Origin of the sequence: Vandammella animalimorsus (genome assembly GCF_002285265.1) — a bacterium.
Classification (GTDB): Bacteria; Pseudomonadota; Gammaproteobacteria; order Burkholderiales; family Burkholderiaceae_C; genus Lampropedia.
In genome coordinates, this window is the sequence record NZ_NSJB01000007.1 from 83,957 (window position 1) to 100,385 (window position 16,429).

A 16,429-nucleotide genomic window follows, 5' to 3' on the forward strand; every position below is an offset into this window, starting at 1 on the left:
GAAAGTCGGCGCTTTTCTTGTGTAAGCTAGCGCGCTTGGCACGCCACCCTCTGCGGGCGTGCGCCCTTTTCCCTCACGCCACTACCCACACACACAGCGAGATTTGCCATGTTCAAGAAACTGATGCTCGGCTCTGCCATCGGCCTGGCCTGCCTGGTCGGCCTGAGCCCTGCCGCCGCGCAGGATGCCAAGGCCAGCGGCGCACAAGACTGGCCCACCAAGCCCATCCGCATGATCGTGCCCTTCCCGCCCGGCGGCGGCACCGACATCCTGGCGCGCCTGGTGTCGAGCAAGCTCACCGAAGCCAAGGGCTGGAGCGTCGTGGCCGACAATAAGCCCGGCGTGGGCGGCACGCTGGGCATTGGCGAGGCCGTCAAGGCCCCGGCCGAAGGCTATGACTTCGTGCTCGGCCAGAAGGACAACCTGGTCATCGGCCCCTGGCTGTACAAGAACCTGGGCTGGAGCCCGGTCAAGGACCTCACGCCCGTGGCCCACGTGGCCTATTCGCCGGTGCTGATTTCCACCAGCGTGGACTCGCCCTTCAAGAGCCTGGCCGACGTGGTGGCCGCCGCCAAGGCCAAGCCCGGCACCGTCACCTACGGCTCGCCCGGCAACGGCACCTCCATCCACCTGGCCGGCCACTTGTTCGAGGGCGCCGCGGGCATCGATCTGGTGCACGTGCCCTACAAGGGCTCCAACCCCGCGCTGGTAGACGTGATCGCCGGCAATGTGCAGTTGCTGGTGTCCTCCGTGCCCTCGGCCATGGCGCAGATCAAGGCCGGCAAGCTGCGCCCGCTGGCCGTGACCTCGGCCGCGCGCAGCTCCTCGCTGCCGGACGTGCCCACCGTGGCCGAATCGGGCATCGAAGGCGTGGCGCAGTTTGACGTCAGCACCTGGTACGGCGTGATGGCCCCTGCGGCCGTGCCCGCGCCGGTGGCCGAGGCCATGCACGAGGCCGTCAATGCCCTGCTGGGCAGCGACGAGGTGCGCCAGGCCATCCAGAAACAAGGCGCCGAGCCCAAGATCATGGGCCGCGCCGAGTTCGGCGCCTTCCTCAAGCAGGACTACGAGACCTGGAAGGGCATCGTCGAGGATTCGGGCGTCAAGCTCGATTGAGCGCCTGCCATTCAATGGCCGACATCAACAGGAGCGCCACGGGCGCTCCTTTTTCTTTGGGCTTCTTTGGGCTTCTTTGGGCGCAAAACACGGTCAGCGTGTCAGCCCGCGCCAGTCAGAGGCCTGCCCTGTGGTGGGCCTGCAGGCGCTCGCCAGCCTTGTCCAGCCACAGCTGCAGGCTTTGGTACAGCTCGCCCTGGCTGAAGGAGCAGCTGTCCTCGGCAAACATCGCGCTGGCCTCCAGCCGGTTGAGCAAATCGCGCAGCACGGCGCCGAACTGCGCCGGCAATGCGCCCAGCAAATCGGACTGCGCCAGCGCCCATTGGCTGAAATCCCCCGCCTGCTGCGGCTGCTGGCGCAATTGCTGCAGGCGCTGCTGCATCTGGCCCAGGCATTGCAGCGCTGGCTCGATGGAAGAAGTCATATGGGTGCTCTCTCTCTATAAAAGGCTGCCGGGCCCGCCGCTACAGGCCACAGGCCGGCGCCAACCTGGCGCAGGCCGCCCGATTGTCTGCGCCCCCGCCAGGCGCTGGGCATCCAGGTTTTCACTGATCTTGGCGCAGCCGGGCTGTACAGGCCGTGCTTTATCCCTAAAATAGCACGACCGTGCTTTTTCCACCCTTGCCATGACCAGTGTGCGCCCCCGCAGTGCTTCTGCCGCCATCTCCCACAAAGGGCAGCAAACCCGCCAGAGCATTCTGGACGCGGCCTTGCGCCTGGTGGCCCAGGTCGGGCTGGAGGGGCTGTCGATCGGCGCGCTGGCCGAGCTGGCGGGCATGAGCAAGTCCGGCGTGTTCGCCCACTTCGGCTCGCGCGAGGAGCTGCAGATTGCCGTCATCGAGCAATACCACCAGTGTTTTGCGCAGGCCGTGTTCCAGCCCGCGCTGGAACAGCCGCACGGCCTGCCGCGGCTGCGGCGCATGGTGCAGCTGTGGATGCAGCACACCGTCTCCGGCGTGGATTCGGGGGTGTTCATCAGCGGCGCGGTCGATTTCGACGATCGCCCCGGCCCCGTCTGCCAGGCCCTGCAGCACTCGGTGCGCCGCTGGATGGACGCGCTGCAACGCGCCGTGGCGCAAAGCCAGGCCGCCGGGCATCTGCACCCCCAGACGCCGCCGGCCCAGCTGGTGTTCGAGATCCACGCGCTGGTGCTGGCGCTGCACTACGAAGTGCGCTTTCTGCGCAACCGAGCTGCGCTGGAGTACGCCCAGCGCGGCTTTGAACGCCTGATCGCGGCGCACGCGCCGGCGCTGCACCAACCCCCGTGAGCGCGCGCCCGGCCGCCGCCCGCCTCACCTTCGTTTTCGCTTTCGTTTTCGTTTCACCCATCTCCCCCCTGACTGAAGGAGCCCCCCATGAGCCTGCGCTACACCCCGCCCCTGCGTGACATGCACTTCGTGCTGCACGAAATGTTCGGCGCCATCGACACCTTGAACGCCTTGCCGCGCTATGCCTCGCTGGACAAGGACACCTTCAACGCCGTGCTGGAGGAAGCGGGCAAGTTCGCCGCCGAGGTCGTGCTGCCCACCAATGCCCCGGGCGATGCGCAGGGCTGCCAGTTCGACGCCGCCAACCACAGCGTCAAAACGCCCGAGGGCTTCCAGAGCGCCTACCGCCAGTACGTCGAGGCCGGCTGGCCCTCGCTGGCCTGCGAGCCCGAATACGGCGGCCAGGGCCTGCCCTTTGTGCTCAACCAGTGCGTGTATGAGATGCTCAACAGCGCCAACCAGGCCTGGACCATGTACCCAGGCCTGTCGCACGGCGCGTATGAGGCCCTGCTGGCGCACGGCAGCGACACGCTCAAACAGCGCTTTCTGCCGCCGCTGACCAGCGGCCAGTGGACCGGCACCATGTGCCTGACCGAGCCGCACTGCGGCACCGACCTGGGCCTGCTGCGCACCAAGGCCGAGCCCCAGGCCGATGGCAGCTACCTGCTGACCGGCAACAAAATCTTCATCAGCGCCGGCGAGCACGACCTGGCCGAGAACATCGTGCACCTGGTGCTGGCGCGCCTGCCCGATGCGCCACAGGGCAGCAAGGGCATCAGCCTGTTCGTGGTCTCCAAATACCTGGTCGGCGAGGATGGCCAGCTCGGCCAGCGCAACCGCATCTTCTGCACCGGCATCGAGCACAAGATGGGCATCCACGGCAACGCCACCGCGCAGCTGCAGCTCGACGGCGCCGTCGGCCACCTGGTGGGCGAGCCCCACAAGGGCCTGGCCGCCATGTTCGTGATGATGAACGCCGCCCGCCTGGGCGTGGGCAACCAGTCGCTGGGCCTGACCGAGATCGCCTACCAGAACGCCCTGGCCTACGCCAAGGAGCGCCTGCAGATGCGCAGCCTCAGCGGCCCCAAGGCGCCCGAGCAGCCCGCCGACCCCATCATCGTGCACCCGGACGTGCGCCACCAGCTGCTCACCGCCAAGGCCTATGCCGAAGGCGCGCGCATGCTGGGCAGCTACTGCGGCCTGCTGCTCGACCAGGCCCACCACCACCCGGACGAGCAGCAGCGCGCCTCGGCCAACGCCCAGCTGGCGCTGCTGACCCCGGTCGTCAAGGCCTTCATCACCGACAACGGCATGGCCGCCACCATCGGCTGCCAGCAAGTCTTCGGCGGCCACGGCTACATCCGCGAGACCGGCATGGAGCAGCTGGTGCGCGATGCGCGCATCAACCTGATCTACGAAGGCACCAACGCCGTGCAGGCGCTGGACCTGCTGGGGCGCAAAGTCATGGGCGACCAGGGCCGCGCGCTGACCGCGCTGGGCAAGCAAATCGCCGCCTGGGCCGCCGAGCACCGCAGCGAGGCCAAGCTGGCCCAGTTCCTGCTGCCGCTGCATGAGCTGGGCGAGCGCCTGACCGAGCTGACCCAGGCCATCGGCGCGCGCGCGCAGCGCAACCCGGACGAAATCGGCGCCGTGGCCGTGGACTACCTGCGCATCGTCGGCCACATGGCCTTCGGCTGGCTGTGGGCGCGCGCCGCCCAGGTCGCGCTGGCCGCCCAGGCGCGCGGCGAGACCGACCCCATCTACGCCGCCAAGCTGGAGACCGCGCGCTTTTACTTCGCGCGCCTGATGCCCGAAGTCGAAACCGCACTGCGCCGCGCGCAAAACAACGCGCAAAGCCTGATGCAGACCACGCACGCCCTGGCCTGATGCGCCAGCCCCCGCAGCCAGTGGCCACCATGGCGCTGGCTGCGGCCACCGCGGCAAGCGCCGCCATCGCACCACAACATGCCCATGCACCCATTCGACCAGGCCATCGCGCTGCAAGCCGGCGCCGATGACAGCTTCACCGGCCACACCAGCGAGGCCTACCGCAACATGATCGGCCCTTTCGGCGGCATCACCGCCGCCGTGCTGCTCAACGCCGCGCTGCAGCACCCCAAATGCCTGGGCGAGCCCACGGCCATGACCATCAACTTCGCTGGCCCCGTGCCCGACGGCCCATTCCGCATCCAGGCCCGGCCCGTGCGCACCAACCGCTCCACCCAGCATTGGCAGATCGAGCAATGGGTCGATGACCCCGAATCGGGCCAGCCCATCATCGCCACCACCGCCAGCCTGGTCACCGCCGTGCGCCGCCCCACCTGGTCGGCCACCGATGTGCCCGCCCCCGTGCAAGGCGGCCCCGACCCGGCGCAAGAGCCCATCGTCGTCACCAGCTTCACCCCCTGGCTGAGCCAATACGCCCTGGTGCCGCTGCAAGGCCCGCTGCCCACTGAGTGGGACGGCAGCGAAAACAGCGACAGTCTGACCAGCTTCTGGGTGCGCAAAAGCACGCCGCGCGCGCTGGACTTCTGCGCCCTGGTGGCCGTCTGCGACGTGTTCTACCCGCGCATCTGGCGCCGCCGCGCCAGGCAGGTGCCCGCCGGCACCGTCTCCATGACCGTGTACTTCCACGCCGATGCCCAGACCCTGGCGCACAGCGGCGAGGGCTACGTGCTGGCCCAGGCCACCGGCCAGGAGTTCCGCAACAACTTCGCCGACCAGAGCGGCCACATCTGGAACAGCGCCGGCCAGCTGCTGGCCAGCACCCACCAAATCGCCTACTACAAGGAGTAAGCCCATGTCCGAAGCCATCCTGCGCCACAGCGAAAACGGCGTGCTGACCCTGACGCTGGCGCGCCTGGAGAAGAAAAACGCCTTCACCCAGGCCATGTACGCCGAACTGGCCGACGCGCTGCACGCCGCCGCGCAGGACGAGGCCGTGCGCGTGGCCGTCATCCAGGGGCATGAGAGCGTCTTCAGCGCCGGCAACGACATCGAAGACTTCCAGCGCGCGGCCATGCAGCCAGCCGGCGACGACGCCGAGCGCCCCGTGTTCCGCTTCCTGCGCGCCCTGGCCACCTTCCCCAAACCGCTGCTGGCAGCCGTCTGCGGCCCTGCCGTGGGCATCGGCACTACCTTGCTGCTGCACTGCGACCTGGTCTACGCCGGCGACAACGCCGCCTTCTCCATGCCCTTCGTCAACCTCGGCCTGTGTCCCGAGGCCGGCTCCTCGCTGCTGCTGCCGCGCCTGATGGGCCACCAGCGCGCCAGCGAAGCCCTGCTGCTGGGCGAGCCCTTCTTTGCCGAAGCCGCGCTCGAAGTCGGTCTGGTCAACCGCATCGTGCCCCCCGGCGAGGCCAACGCCTGCGCCCAGGCCCAGGCCGCCAAGCTCGCCGCCAAACCCTCGCGCTCACTGCGCGAAACCAAGCGCCTGCTCAAGGCCGCCCAGCAAGAGCGGGTGCTGGCGCGCATCGACGAAGAAGCGCGCATCTTCGGCCAGCTCCTGCAAGCCCCCGCCGCCCGCGAAGCCTTCGCCGCCTTCATGGAAAAACGCAAGCCGGATTTTTCCAAGCTCTGAAAAGCCCGTTCACGCCCCCAAGGCCCGCAGGCGCATGTGCCCTGCGGGCCTTTGTGTTGTCAGCATGCTGTGGGCCAACAGTATTGCGCTGCAGCATCGGGCAGGGCCACACAGGCTTGCCCCCATGCTGAGGCATCACTTGCCGATGCAAAAGCGCGAGAAGATCACGCCCAGCAGGTCGTCGGCGCCGAATTCGCCGGTGATGCGATTCAGCGCCAGTTGGGCCAAGCGTAATTCTTCGGCCAGCAGGTCCAGCGCCGGGGCTGGGCTGTCGAGCTGGGCCTGGGCCTGGGCGAGGTGCTCGCCGACTTCGGCCAGGGCCTGCACGTGGCGGGCGCGGGCCATGAAGACGTCTTCGGCCACGGTTTCATGGCCGGCCAGCTGCAGCAGGCGCTGGCGCAGTGCGTCCAGGCCCTGGCCGGTCTTGGCCGAGAGCACCAGCGCATCGGGCTGGGCGGCGCGAAAGTCGCTGGCGGCGTCGCATTTGTTCCAGACGTGGACGATGGGCACGGCGGCCATGCCATCGGGTGCGGTCACGGGCGTGGGGGCATCGCTGGCTGCTGCTGCTCCGGCGCTGCGCAGCCTGGCGTGCAATTGCGCGAGGATGGCCGCGTCGCGCTCTTGGCTGGCCGGGTCGTGGGCCTGCAGCGCGTCGTGCAGGAACAGCACGACCTGGGCCTGCTCCAGGGCCTGCCAGGCGCGTTGCACGCCGATTTGTTCGACCAGGTCGTCGGTCTGGCGCAGGCCGGCGGTATCGATGATGTGCAAGGGCACGCCATCGATCTGGATGGTTTGCTCGACCTTGTCGCGCGTGGTGCCGGCAATGGGGGTGACGATGGCCAGCTCGGCGCCGGCCAGGGTGTTGAGCAGCGAGCTTTTGCCGGCATTGGGCTGGCCGGCGATGACCACGTGCAGGCCCTCGCGCAGCAGCGCGCCCTGGCGCGCGCGCTGGCCGATGGCGCGCAGCTGCGCCTGCAGGCCGGCGAGCTGGCCGCGTGCGTCGGCGGCTTCGAGGAAGTCCACGTCTTCTTCGGGGAAGTCCAGCGTGGCTTCGACCAGCATGCGCAGGTGGATCAGGCGCTCGCGCAGCTGGGCAATGGCCTGCGAGAAGGCGCCGCTGAGCGAGCGGCTGGCGCTGCGCGCGGCGCTTTCGGTGCTGGCGTCGATGAGGTCGGCCACGGCCTCGGCCTGGGCCAGGTCCATCTTGTCGTTGAGGAAGGCGCGGCGCGTGAATTCGCCCGGCTCAGCCAGGCGCAGCTGCGCCAGCCAGGGCTGGCCGGTGGCGGGGTTGGGCGCGGCGGCGCTTTGCAGGCAGCGCGCCAGCAGCAGTTGCAGCACGATGGGGCCGCCGTGGGCCTGCAGCTCCAGCACGTCCTCGCCGGTGTAGGAGTGCGGCGCGGGGAAGAACAGCGCCAGGCCGTGGTCGATGGCCTGGCCGTCCTCGGCGGGAAAGGGCAGGTAGTGGGCGTGGCGCGGCTGCAGCGGCCGGCCCAGCCAGTGCTCGGCCCAGGGCCGCAGGCCGCGGCCGGAGAGGCGCACGATGCCCACGGCGCCGCGCCCGGCGGCGGTGGCGATGGCGGCGATGGGCTGAGTGTCGCTGGCTTGCATGGCAAAGGGCGCGGCGCTTGGCGCTCAGCGCTTGAGGGTTTGCTCCAGCACGTGCAGCTGCTGGTTGAGCTCGGTTTGCTGCTGGCGCTCCAGGCGCACTTTGTTGACGGCGTGCAGCACGGTGGTGTGGTCGCGGCCGAACATCTCGCCGATTTCCGGCAGGCTTTTCTGCGTCAGCTCCTTGGCCAGGTACATGGCGATCTGGCGCGGCTTGGCGATGCTGGCCGGGCGCTTTTTGCTGAGCATGTCGGTGACCTTGATCTTGTAGAAGTCGGCCACGGTTTTCTGGATGTTCTCGACGCTGATCTGCCGGTTCTGGATCGAGAGCAGGTCGCGCAGCGCCTCGCGCACCACGGCGATGGAGATTTCCTTGCCGCTGAAGCGCGCATAGGCCAGCACCTTGTGCAGCGCGCCTTCGAGCTCGCGCACGTTGGAGCGCACGCTCTTGGCGATGAAGAAGGCCACGTCCTCGGACAGGGCAATGCCCTCGGCGCGGGCCTTGTTGATGAGGATGGCCACGCGCATTTCCAGCTCGGGCGGCTCGATGGCCACGGTCAGGCCCTGGTCGAAGCGCGAGACCAGGCGCTCGTGGATGTCCATCAGGCCCTTGGGGTAGGTATCGCTGGTCATGACGATGTGCGACTTTTTCGACAGCAGGGCCTCGAAGGCGTTGAAGAACTCCTCCTGGGTACGCTCCTTGCCGGCGATGAACTGCACGTCGTCGATCAGCAGCAGATCGAGTGAGTGGTAGCGCTGCTTGAGGGCGTCAAAGGTCTTGCGCTGATACGAGCGCACCACGTCGGTGACGAACTGCTCGGCATGGATGTAGAGCACCTTGGCATCGGGCCGCGCGGCCAGCATCTGGTTGCCCACGGCGTGGATCAGGTGGGTCTTGCCCAGGCCCACGCCGCCGTAGATGAACAGCGGGTTGTACATCTGCCCCGGCGCATGGGCCACGTGCAGCGCCGCCGCGCGCGCCATGCGGTTGGCCGAGCCTTCGATCAGGTTGTCAAAGGTCAGCTGCGGCTTGAGGTGCGCCGCGCGCGCGCCGCCCACACCGCCTGGGCCGCTTGCCGCACCCGCCGCGGGGGGCGCAGCGCCTTCGTCGGCTGCCGGCGGCGCCTGCTCGGCCAGCGGCAGCAGTTCCTCCTCCATCAGGGGCAGTTCCATCTCCGGCAGGGCCTGGGCCTGTGGCATGGCCTGCTGCAGCGGCTCGGCCTGCGCCGGCTGGGCCGGCCGTTGCTGGCTGGCCTGCGCCTGCACATGCTGGGCCAGGCCGGCAATGCCCGCCGCCGCTGGCGCGCTGCGCGCGCGGTGGGGCAGGGCCGTGCCCGCGCTGGCCGCACCGCCATGCCCGGCCCGCGTCGCCAGGCCGATCTGGATGCTCAGCGGCGCGCCGCTGATCTCCTGGGCCACCGCGCCGATGGTGCCGAGATAGTTCTTGCGGATGTGCTCCAGCGCCACGCGGTTGGAGACCTGCAGGCGCATGCGCGCCTGTTCAGGCTGGTAATTGGCCTGCAGGCCCTTGATCCAGCTGGAGAACTGCTGCGGCGGGATCTCCAGCGCCAGCCGCTCCAGGCAGCGTTGCCACAGATCGGCCTGGGATGGCTGCGCGGGGACGCCCTCTTCTTGGGCGCCAAGCTGCGTGCTGGGCGGCACCTGGAACTGAGAGATTTTTTTCATTGCTTGCACCATGCCCGTCTGCCTGCCCTGCCCGATGGATCCCATTGCCCGCGATGCCGTCGGCAACCGGGCGAAAAAGGGCCAGATTATAAGCAGCGTGCCCCCGCGCCAAAGCAGTTATCCACAGGCCGGGATGTGTTCATCGCCATGACGGACACCGACCGCCGGGGCGGTGCAGGCCTGCAGCCCGCATCCATTGCGCCGCACCGCACCGCCCAGGGCTTTGCAATCGCCTGTTTGGAACAAAAAGCAAAGCCATGAGATAATCTGCGGTTTGCTTTCTTTGGCTGCCCGCCTGACAGACAGCCCCGCTGGGGCCACTGGCTTTCGGCCAGCCCGGGCAGTGGCCAGGGCTGCGCGCTTTGGGCACGCACCGCCTGGCCCCCTGGCCTGCCCGGCAGGCATTGCCGCATGGCCTTTTGGACATCGATTTCCCCCTATAGGTGAGTCTCATGAAACGTACATACCAACCCTCCAAAATCCGTCGCGCCCGCACCCATGGCTTTCTGGTGCGCATGAAAACCCGCGGCGGCCGCGCCGTGATCAACGCACGCCGCGCCAAGGGCCGCAAGCGCCTGGGCCTGTCCTGATCGGCCGCCGGCTGGGCAGCACAGCCATGCCAGAGGCCGCTGCCGCTGGGGCCACTCAGCCCAGCGGCGCGCCCGGCAACTCACGGCTTGCGCCCAAGGCAAAGGGCTTGGGCCCTGGATCGCCATGCCACTGACGTGGCCGCAGGGCGGCAAGAGCCTGGGCCCGTGCAACTCCTTGCCTGCGCATGACTTGCCAACACGCGCCCATGCCTTGCGCATCGACGCCTGTGCCTCCACGCCTAGGGCCCACCGTCCGAAAGGCCGCTGTATAGCGGCCTGTTGGCCGTGGTGGCTGCCGCGCATGCGTATCCGACATTTGAAAACCCGCCAACAGTTTCAGGCCATGCTGGCGCAAGCGCCCATTGCCCGAACGGCGCATTTTTGCCTGCACCGCCTGCCGGTGGCCGCCCTGCCCGGCCCGCTGGATGGCGCTGCGCCAGTGGCGGCTGAGGCCGTGCCTGCGGGGGGTGGCGCCTGGGTGGGCGCGCTGATTCCCAAGCGCTGGGCCAAGCGGGCGGTCACGCGCAATCTGATCCGCCGCCAGGTGTATGCCGTGGCGCTGGAGCATTTGCGCGCCACCACCGGCGAAGCCGCCGCCACGGATGCGGCCCTGCCCGCATCGCCTGGCCTCGCAGGGTTTGCCTGGCTGGTGCGGCTGCGGGCTGGCTTTCATGCCCCTGCCGCGCCTGGGCGCGGCAAAGGCAAGAGGGCAACGCCCAGGCAGCCGGCCACGGCCCAGCCGGATGCGGCAGCGGTCATGCTGCGCAGCGCCGCCTCCCCCCAGTTGCGCCAGCAGGTGCGCGGGCAATTGCAATTGCTGTTCGCCCGCGCTGCAGCGCCGGGCGCTGCCGCAGGCCCGGTCGGGCCCAAGCCAAAGGCCCAGCCATGATCCGCGCTGCACTGGTCGGGCTGGTCAAGCTGTACCGCCTGCTGCTTAGCCCCTGGCTGGGCAGCGCCTGCCGTTTCGAGCCCACCTGCTCGCAATACGCCATCACCGCCTTGCAGCGCCATGGCGCTGCGCGTGGCAGCTGGCTGACGGCCTGCCGCCTGGCGCGTTGCCACCCCTGGTGCGCAGGCGGCCATGACCCGGTGCCTGAAGCCCCTGGAGAGGGGCTGTTCAGCCGCCTGATTTCTTCCTCCTCTTCGTCCAAGAAGTCCCCATGAACGATATTCGCCGCTCCATTCTGTGGGTGATCTTTGCGTTCTCGCTGATCCTGCTGTGGGATCGCTGGCAGCTGCACAATGGCCGCTCCGCCTTCTTCTTCCCGCAGCCGGCGGCCACCACGGCAACGGCGCCAGGCTCGGCCAGCGATGGCGTGCCCGGCAGCACCGCTGGCACGCAGCAAACCCCGCAGGCCAGCACGGCGCTGGGCCAGGCGGGGCAGCCGCCCATGGAAGCACCGTCTGCCGCACCTGCGGCGGCGGCCGAGCGCATCGAGGTCACCACCGACGTCTTGCGCCTGAGCTTCAGCACCGAGGGCGGCTCGCTCAACCGCGTCGAGCTGCTGGACTACGAGAACGACGCCCGCGACGGCCAGGTCGTGCTGCTCGATGAAAGCAGCACCCGCGCCTACGTGGCTCAGACCGGCCTGATCGGCGGCGACTTCCCGAACCACAAGACCATCATGCGCCTGGCCGATGGCCCGCGCAGCCTGATCGACGGCCAGGACAGCCTGCAGCTGCGCTTCGAGTCGCCCGTGCAAGGCGGCGTGCAGCTGGTCAAGACCTGGACGCTGCAGCGCGGCCAGTACGCCATTGCCGTGCGCCACGAAGTGCTCAACCACGGCCAGGCCGCCGTGGCGCCGCAGCTGTATGAGCAGCTGGTGCGCGATGGCGGCACTATCGACGGCGGCGTGATGTTCACCGGCACCTACACCGGGCCGGCCATCTACACCGACGAGGAAAAATTCCAGAAAGTCGAGTTCAAGGACATCGACAAAGGCAACGCCAAATTCCAGAAAACCAGCGCCAGCGGCTACGCCGCCATGGTGCAGCACTACTTTGCCGCCGCCTGGATCCCGCCGGCGGGCCTGCAGCGCGAATACTTCGTGCGCAAGCCGGGCAACGGCCTGTACGCCGTGGGCGCCATCGCCCCTTTCCCCAGCATCGCCCCCGGGGCCTCGCAAACGCTGGACAGCACCTTCTACGCCGGCCCGCAGATCGAGCGCGAGCTGCAGGAGATCAGCCCCGGCCTGGAGCTGGTCAAGGACTACGGCATGGTCAAGGCCCTGGCCAAGCCACTGTACTGGCTGCTCGATCGGCTGCACGACCTGCTGGGCAACTGGGGCTGGGCCATCGTCGCGCTGGTGTTCCTGCTCAAGATCGCCTTCTACTGGCTCAACGCCCGCGCCTACGCCAGCATGGCCAAGATGAAGGCCATCAACCCGCGCATCATGCAAATGCGCGAGCGCTACAAGGACAACCCCCAGCAAATGCAGCAGGAGATGATCCGCATCTACCGCGAGGAAAAAGTCAACCCGCTGGGCGGCTGCCTGCCGATCCTGATCCAGATGCCTTTCTTCATCGCGCTGTACTGGGTGCTGCTGTCCAGCGTGGAAATGCGCCACGCCCCATGGATTGGCTGGATCCACGACCTCTCCGCGCCCGATCCCTACTTCATCCTGCCGCTGCTGATGATGCTTTCCTCGCTGCTGCAAGTGGCCCTCAACCCGCAGCCGCCCGATGCCATGCAGGCCAAGATGATGTGGATCATGCCGCTGGTGTTCAGCGTGATGTTCTTCTTCTTCCCCGCCGGCCTGGTGCTGTACTGGTTGACCAACAACATCCTGTCCATCGCCCAGCAGTGGATCATCAACACCCGCATGGGCGTGCCACCGCAGTTCAATCTGCCCAAGTTCAAGTAAGCGCCCCCATCAGCCGCCCTGCTCACCACAGGGCGGCTTTTTCATGTGCGCCACGCGCGGGCGGCCGATCACACGCAAAAAAGCGAGGCGGCGCTGGGCGGCGCGGCCTCGCTGGCTGTGGCACTGGGTTGTGCGCGTTTATTGCGGCGTCCAGCCAGGTTGCAGCAGTTCGGCCACGACGCGTGCCACGCCCTGTTGCCAGGGCGGCATGATCAGGCCGAAGGTGTGCTCGAAGTGCGTGGTGTCCAGGCGCGAGTTCAGCGGCCTGGCAGCGGGTGTGGGGTATTCGCTGCTGGGGATGGGCACGAGCTGGGCGCGGGCAGTGGCCGGGTCGATGCGGCGCGCCTGCTCGAAGATGTATTGCGCGTAGTCGAACCAGCTGGTGGCGCCGCTGGCCGTGAGGTGGTAGATGCCACTGAAGGCCGGGCTGCCCTGCATGGCTTGCAGCAGGGCCTGCGCGGTGGCGTCGGCCAGCAGCTCGGCGCCGGTGGGCGCGCCGATCTGGTCGGCCACGATGCGCAGCTCCGGGCGCTGGGCGCCCAGGCGCAGCATGGTTTTGAGGAAGTTGTTGCCGTGCGCGCCATAGACCCAGCTGGTGCGCAGGATGAGGTGCTTGGCGCCGCTTTGGGCAATGGCCTGTTCACCGGCCAGCTTGCTCTGGCCGTAGACGGACAGCGGGGCTGTGGCGTCGTTTTCGCGCCAGGGGGTCTGGCCGCTGCCGTCGAAGACGTAGTCCGTGCTGTAGTGCACCAGCCAGGCGTCAAGGGCGCTGGCCTCTTGGGCGAGCACCTGCGGCGCCACGGTGTTGATGGCGTGGGCCTGCTCGGCCTCGCTTTGCGCCCGATCGACGGCGGTGTAGGCTGCGGCGTTGACGATGGCCTGCGGCGCGATGCGGCGAATGGCCGCGCGCAGCGCCTCGGGCTGAGCCAGGTCACCACCGTGCTGGGCATCGCTGCGCTCGGGCGCGATGACTTCGCCGAGCACGGCCAGGCTGCGCTGCAGCTCCCAGCCGACCTGGCCGTTTTTTCCCAATAACAAGATTTTCATGGTTGGATGCCCTCCTGTGCGTGGCCCGGCGAGGCCTTGCCAGCGCCGCAGACTGCCCAAATCCGCTGGATTGGCTGCCGTGCAGAAATTTTGAACAGGCGCTCGCGTTCAGGCTGCGGCGTATTGCTTGGCCAGCCAGTCGCGGTAAGCGCCGGTTTGCACGTTGCGCACCCAGTCGGCATTGTCCAGATACCACTGGACGGTTTTTTCGATGCCGCTGTCGAAGGTTTCGGCCGGGGCCCAGCCCAGTTCCTGTTGCATTTTGCGCGCGTCGATGGCGTAGCGGCGGTCGTGGCCGGGGCGGTCGGCGACAAAACGGATTTGCTCGGCGTAGCTCAGGCCATCGGCGCGCGGGCGCAGCCGGTCGAGCAGCGCGCAGATGCGGCGCACGATGTCGATGTTGGCCATTTCGTTGTGCCCGCCGATGTTGTAGGTCTGGCCGGGCGTGCCCGCTTCGAGCACGCGGCGGATGCCGCTGCAGTGGTCCTTGACGTAGAGCCAGTCGCGGATTTGCTGGCCATCGCCATAGATGGGCAGCGGCTTGCCGGCCAGGGCGTTGGTGATGACCAGCGGGATGAGCTTTTCCGGAAAGTGCAGCGGCCCATAGTTGTTGCTGCAGTTGGTGGTCAGCACCGGCAGGCCGTAGGTGTGGAACCAGGCGCGCACCAGATGGTCGCTGGCGGCCTTGGTGGCGCTGTAGGGGCTGTTGGGCTCGTAGGGGTGTTGCTCGGTGAAGGCCGGCGCATCGGGCGCGAGCGTGCCGTAGACCTCGTCGGTGGAGACGTGCAGGAAGCGAAACGCCGCCTTCTCGGCCCCGTCCAGCGCGTTCCAGTGCGCGCGGGCGGCCTCCAGCAGGCGGAAGGTGCCCAGCACATTGGTGTGCAAAAAGTCCTCCGGGCCGTGGATGGAGCGATCCACATGGCTTTCGGCGGCAAAGTGCACGATGGCGCGCGGCCGGTGCTCGGCCAGCAGGCTGGCCACCAGCGCGGCATCGGCGATGTCGCCGCGCACGAACTGATGCCGCGCATCGCCTTGCAGCGGCGCCAGGTTCTGCAGATTGCCTGCGTAGGTGAGCTTGTCCAGTGTGACCACGGGCTCGCCGATGTGCTCGATCCAGTCGAGCACAAAATTGGCGCCGATGAAGCCAGCGCCGCCGGTGACGAGGATCATGTCAGTACACCTCCGCCTCGGGGTTGGTACGCTCCAACTCGTAACTGGCCGCCAGCATGGCCAGGCGCCCGATGACGCCATACATGTAGAAGCGGTTGGGCAAGGCCTCGCCGGGCTTGCCCTTGGCATCGAGCACGTGGCCCGGCTCGAAGCTCAGCGGCAGGAAGGTCGCGCCCGGCGCGTTCAGGTTTTCCTCCGCGCCCTTGCTGGCGTGGGTGCGGTAAAAACCGCCCACCACGTAGCGGTCAAGCATGTACACCACCGGCTCGGCCGTGGCGCCGTCGATGCTCTCGATGGTGGCCACGCCTTCCTGGATCAGCAGGTCGCTGACCTGCTGGCCGTCCTTGATGACCGACATCTTGTTCTTGGTGCGGCGGTTGATGCTGTCGAGCTCCGCTGCGTCCTGCACCATCATCACGCCCATGCCGTAAGTGCCGTTGTCGGCCTTGATGGCCACGTAGGGCTTCTCGGTGATGCCGTATTCCTTGTATTTGCGCCGGATCTTGGCCAGCACGGCATTGACGCTTTCTTGCAGGGCCTCGATGCCCTGGCCCTGCGCAAAATCCACCCCCGTGGCCTGGGCAAACACCGGGTTGATCAGCCAGGGGTCGATGCCCAGCATTTTGCCGAAGCTCTTGGCCACGTCGTCGTAGGCCTTGAAGTGCTGGCTCTTGCGGCGCACGCTCCAGCCGGCATGCAGCGGCGGCAGCAGGAACTGCTCGTGCAGGTCTTCCAGAATGCCCGGCGTGCCCGCCGACAAGTCGTTGTTGAGCAAGATCGTGCAGGGGTCGAACTGCTTGACCTGCAGGCGGTGCTTGGTGCGGTTGACTGGCTCGAGCAGCAGCTCTTCGCCGTTGGCCAGCGTCACCGTCGTGTCCTCGGTGATCTCCGGGCTGATCGAGCCGATGCGCACGTTCAGGCCCGCAGCGCGGAAGATGCGCTGCAACTGCGCCACGTTGGCCAGGTAGTAGGGGTTGCGCGTGTGGTTCTCGGGGATCAGCAGCAGATTGCGCGCCTCCGGGCAGATCTTCTCGATCGCCGCCATCGTGGCCTGCACCGCCAGCGGCAGCATCTCTGCCGTGAGGTTGTTCCAGCCGCCAGGGAACAGGTTGGTGTCCACCGGCGCGACCTTGAACTGCGCATTGCGCACATCCACCGAGCAGTAAAACGGCGGCGTGTGCTCCATCCACTCCAGGCGGAACCAACGCTCAATGGCGGGCATGGACTCAAGAATGCGCTGCTCCAGCTCGCTGATCGGGCCGGTCAACGCGGTGACGAGGTGGGGAACCATGGGTCTATGTCCTTCATGCATCAAAACCCGGCCATTGTAGTCAGCCCATGCCATGCGCCATGGGCCGCGCACGCCCTGGCGCACGGAGCAGCGGATGCCTGGCAACGCCTCGCCGAGCCAAGGGCCCAGCGCAGCCACTGGCTGGTTCTCCCTTTTTTCTGCCTGTGCTGGGCACGCACATCCCGGCCCCGTCGCTCAACGCCTGCGCAGGC

The 16,429-nt window shown here is 67.9% G+C and carries 15 protein-coding genes; 9 read left to right on the top strand and 6 right to left on the bottom strand.

What is annotated here, in order from left to right; translation table 11 throughout:
* The first annotated feature begins 108 nt into the window (after window positions 1-108).
* On the top strand, window positions 109-1,116 hold the full coding sequence (locus tag CK625_RS09770; protein WP_095540132.1) for a Bug family tripartite tricarboxylate transporter substrate binding protein: 1,008 nt from the start codon (window positions 109-111) through the stop codon (window positions 1,114-1,116).
* Window positions 1,117-1,231: 115 nt separating this feature from the next.
* On the opposite strand, the gene CK625_RS09775 is transcribed toward CK625_RS09770, so the two are convergent.
* Window positions 1,232-1,540 carry a hypothetical protein gene (locus CK625_RS09775; RefSeq protein WP_095540133.1) on the bottom strand — a complete coding sequence of 103 codons (309 nt, stop codon included), beginning with the start codon at window positions 1,538-1,540 and terminating at the stop codon, window positions 1,232-1,234.
* A gap of 202 nt (window positions 1,541-1,742) precedes the next feature.
* Here CK625_RS09775 and CK625_RS09780 point away from each other — a divergent pair, with 202 nt between their 5' ends.
* The 4 genes from CK625_RS09780 (at window position 1,743) to CK625_RS09795 (ending at window position 5,964) form a co-directional block, all read left to right on the top strand.
* Complete coding sequence (locus CK625_RS09780) at window positions 1,743-2,384, top strand: TetR/AcrR family transcriptional regulator (RefSeq protein WP_095540134.1); 642 nt, start codon at window positions 1,743-1,745, stop codon at window positions 2,382-2,384.
* 87 nt (window positions 2,385-2,471) lie between these two features.
* Window positions 2,472-4,271 (top strand): acyl-CoA dehydrogenase C-terminal domain-containing protein, encoded by a 1,800-nt coding sequence (locus CK625_RS09785; protein WP_095540135.1) that lies wholly within the window; start codon window positions 2,472-2,474, stop codon window positions 4,269-4,271.
* Between the two features lie 84 nt (window positions 4,272-4,355).
* Window positions 4,356-5,180 (top strand): acyl-CoA thioesterase, encoded by an 825-nt coding sequence (locus CK625_RS09790; RefSeq protein WP_095540136.1) that lies wholly within the window; start codon window positions 4,356-4,358, stop codon window positions 5,178-5,180.
* A 4-nt stretch (window positions 5,181-5,184) separates the two neighbouring features.
* A complete protein-coding gene (locus CK625_RS09795) occupies window positions 5,185-5,964 on the top strand; it encodes an enoyl-CoA hydratase (RefSeq protein ID WP_095540137.1) in 780 nt (259 codons plus the stop codon).
* A 135-nt stretch (window positions 5,965-6,099) separates the two neighbouring features.
* Here CK625_RS09795 and mnmE read toward each other — a convergent pair whose 3' ends face one another.
* Both mnmE and dnaA read right to left on the bottom strand, forming a co-directional pair.
* Window positions 6,100-7,572 carry a tRNA uridine-5-carboxymethylaminomethyl(34) synthesis GTPase MnmE gene (gene mnmE, locus CK625_RS09800; protein ID WP_095540138.1) on the bottom strand — a complete coding sequence of 491 codons (1,473 nt, stop codon included), beginning with the start codon at window positions 7,570-7,572 and terminating at the stop codon, window positions 6,100-6,102.
* Between the two features lie 24 nt (window positions 7,573-7,596).
* Window positions 7,597-9,255: a chromosomal replication initiator protein DnaA gene (gene dnaA / locus CK625_RS09805; protein ID WP_095540164.1), complete on the bottom strand. Its 1,659-nt coding sequence runs from the start codon at window positions 9,253-9,255 to the stop codon at window positions 7,597-7,599.
* A 452-nt stretch (window positions 9,256-9,707) separates the two neighbouring features.
* Here dnaA and rpmH point away from each other — a divergent pair, with 452 nt between their 5' ends.
* From rpmH to yidC, 4 genes are all read left to right on the top strand, one after another.
* Window positions 9,708-9,845 (top strand): 50S ribosomal protein L34, encoded by a 138-nt coding sequence (rpmH, locus tag CK625_RS09810; protein ID WP_046740565.1) that lies wholly within the window; start codon window positions 9,708-9,710, stop codon window positions 9,843-9,845.
* Window positions 9,846-10,161: 316 nt separating this feature from the next.
* On the top strand, window positions 10,162-10,734 hold the full coding sequence (locus CK625_RS09815; protein WP_238945613.1) for a ribonuclease P protein component: 573 nt from the start codon (window positions 10,162-10,164) through the stop codon (window positions 10,732-10,734).
* Window positions 10,731-11,009: a membrane protein insertion efficiency factor YidD gene (gene yidD, locus CK625_RS09820; RefSeq protein ID WP_095540139.1), complete on the top strand. Its 279-nt coding sequence runs from the start codon at window positions 10,731-10,733 to the stop codon at window positions 11,007-11,009. The genes CK625_RS09815 and yidD overlap by 4 nt, the downstream gene beginning before the upstream one ends.
* Entirely contained in the window at window positions 11,006-12,709 is a 1,704-nt protein-coding gene (gene yidC, locus CK625_RS09825) for a membrane protein insertase YidC (RefSeq protein ID WP_095540140.1), read from the top strand. Before yidD ends, yidC begins: the two co-directional genes overlap by 4 nt.
* A 138-nt stretch (window positions 12,710-12,847) precedes the next feature.
* Here yidC and rfbD read toward each other — a convergent pair whose 3' ends face one another.
* The 3 genes from rfbD to gshA all read right to left on the bottom strand — a co-directional run bounded on the left by rfbD (window position 12,848) and on the right by gshA (window position 16,217).
* Window positions 12,848-13,756 carry a dTDP-4-dehydrorhamnose reductase gene (gene rfbD, locus CK625_RS09830; RefSeq protein ID WP_095540141.1) on the bottom strand — a complete coding sequence of 303 codons (909 nt, stop codon included), beginning with the start codon at window positions 13,754-13,756 and terminating at the stop codon, window positions 12,848-12,850.
* 108 nt (window positions 13,757-13,864) lie between these two features.
* Window positions 13,865-14,926 carry a dTDP-glucose 4,6-dehydratase gene (rfbB, locus tag CK625_RS09835; RefSeq protein WP_095540142.1) on the bottom strand — a complete coding sequence of 354 codons (1,062 nt, stop codon included), beginning with the start codon at window positions 14,924-14,926 and terminating at the stop codon, window positions 13,865-13,867.
* Between the two features lies 1 nt (window position 14,927).
* Window positions 14,928-16,217: a glutamate--cysteine ligase gene (gene gshA / locus CK625_RS09840; RefSeq protein ID WP_095540143.1), complete on the bottom strand. Its 1,290-nt coding sequence runs from the start codon at window positions 16,215-16,217 to the stop codon at window positions 14,928-14,930.
* Between the last annotated feature and the right edge of the window lie 212 nt (window positions 16,218-16,429).

Coding starts and splice junctions, on each gene's coding strand:
- CK625_RS09770 (WP_095540132.1), top strand. CDS start 109: ATGTTCAAGAAACTGATGCTCGGCTCTGCCATCGGCCTGGCCTGCCTG.
- CK625_RS09775 (WP_095540133.1), bottom strand. CDS start 1,540: ATGACTTCTTCCATCGAGCCAGCGCTGCAATGCCTGGGCCAGATGCAG.
- CK625_RS09780 (WP_095540134.1), top strand. CDS start 1,743: ATGACCAGTGTGCGCCCCCGCAGTGCTTCTGCCGCCATCTCCCACAAA.
- CK625_RS09785 (WP_095540135.1), top strand. CDS start 2,472: ATGAGCCTGCGCTACACCCCGCCCCTGCGTGACATGCACTTCGTGCTG.
- CK625_RS09790 (WP_095540136.1), top strand. CDS start 4,356: ATGCACCCATTCGACCAGGCCATCGCGCTGCAAGCCGGCGCCGATGAC.
- CK625_RS09795 (WP_095540137.1), top strand. CDS start 5,185: ATGTCCGAAGCCATCCTGCGCCACAGCGAAAACGGCGTGCTGACCCTG.
- mnmE (WP_095540138.1), bottom strand. CDS start 7,572: ATGCAAGCCAGCGACACTCAGCCCATCGCCGCCATCGCCACCGCCGCC.
- dnaA (WP_095540164.1), bottom strand. CDS start 9,255: ATGAAAAAAATCTCTCAGTTCCAGGTGCCGCCCAGCACGCAGCTTGGC.
- rpmH (WP_046740565.1), top strand. CDS start 9,708: ATGAAACGTACATACCAACCCTCCAAAATCCGTCGCGCCCGCACCCAT.
- yidD (WP_095540139.1), top strand. CDS start 10,731: ATGATCCGCGCTGCACTGGTCGGGCTGGTCAAGCTGTACCGCCTGCTG.
- yidC (WP_095540140.1), top strand. CDS start 11,006: ATGAACGATATTCGCCGCTCCATTCTGTGGGTGATCTTTGCGTTCTCG.
- rfbD (WP_095540141.1), bottom strand. CDS start 13,756: ATGAAAATCTTGTTATTGGGAAAAAACGGCCAGGTCGGCTGGGAGCTG.
- rfbB (WP_095540142.1), bottom strand. CDS start 14,926: ATGATCCTCGTCACCGGCGGCGCTGGCTTCATCGGCGCCAATTTTGTG.
- gshA (WP_095540143.1), bottom strand. CDS start 16,217: ATGGTTCCCCACCTCGTCACCGCGTTGACCGGCCCGATCAGCGAGCTG.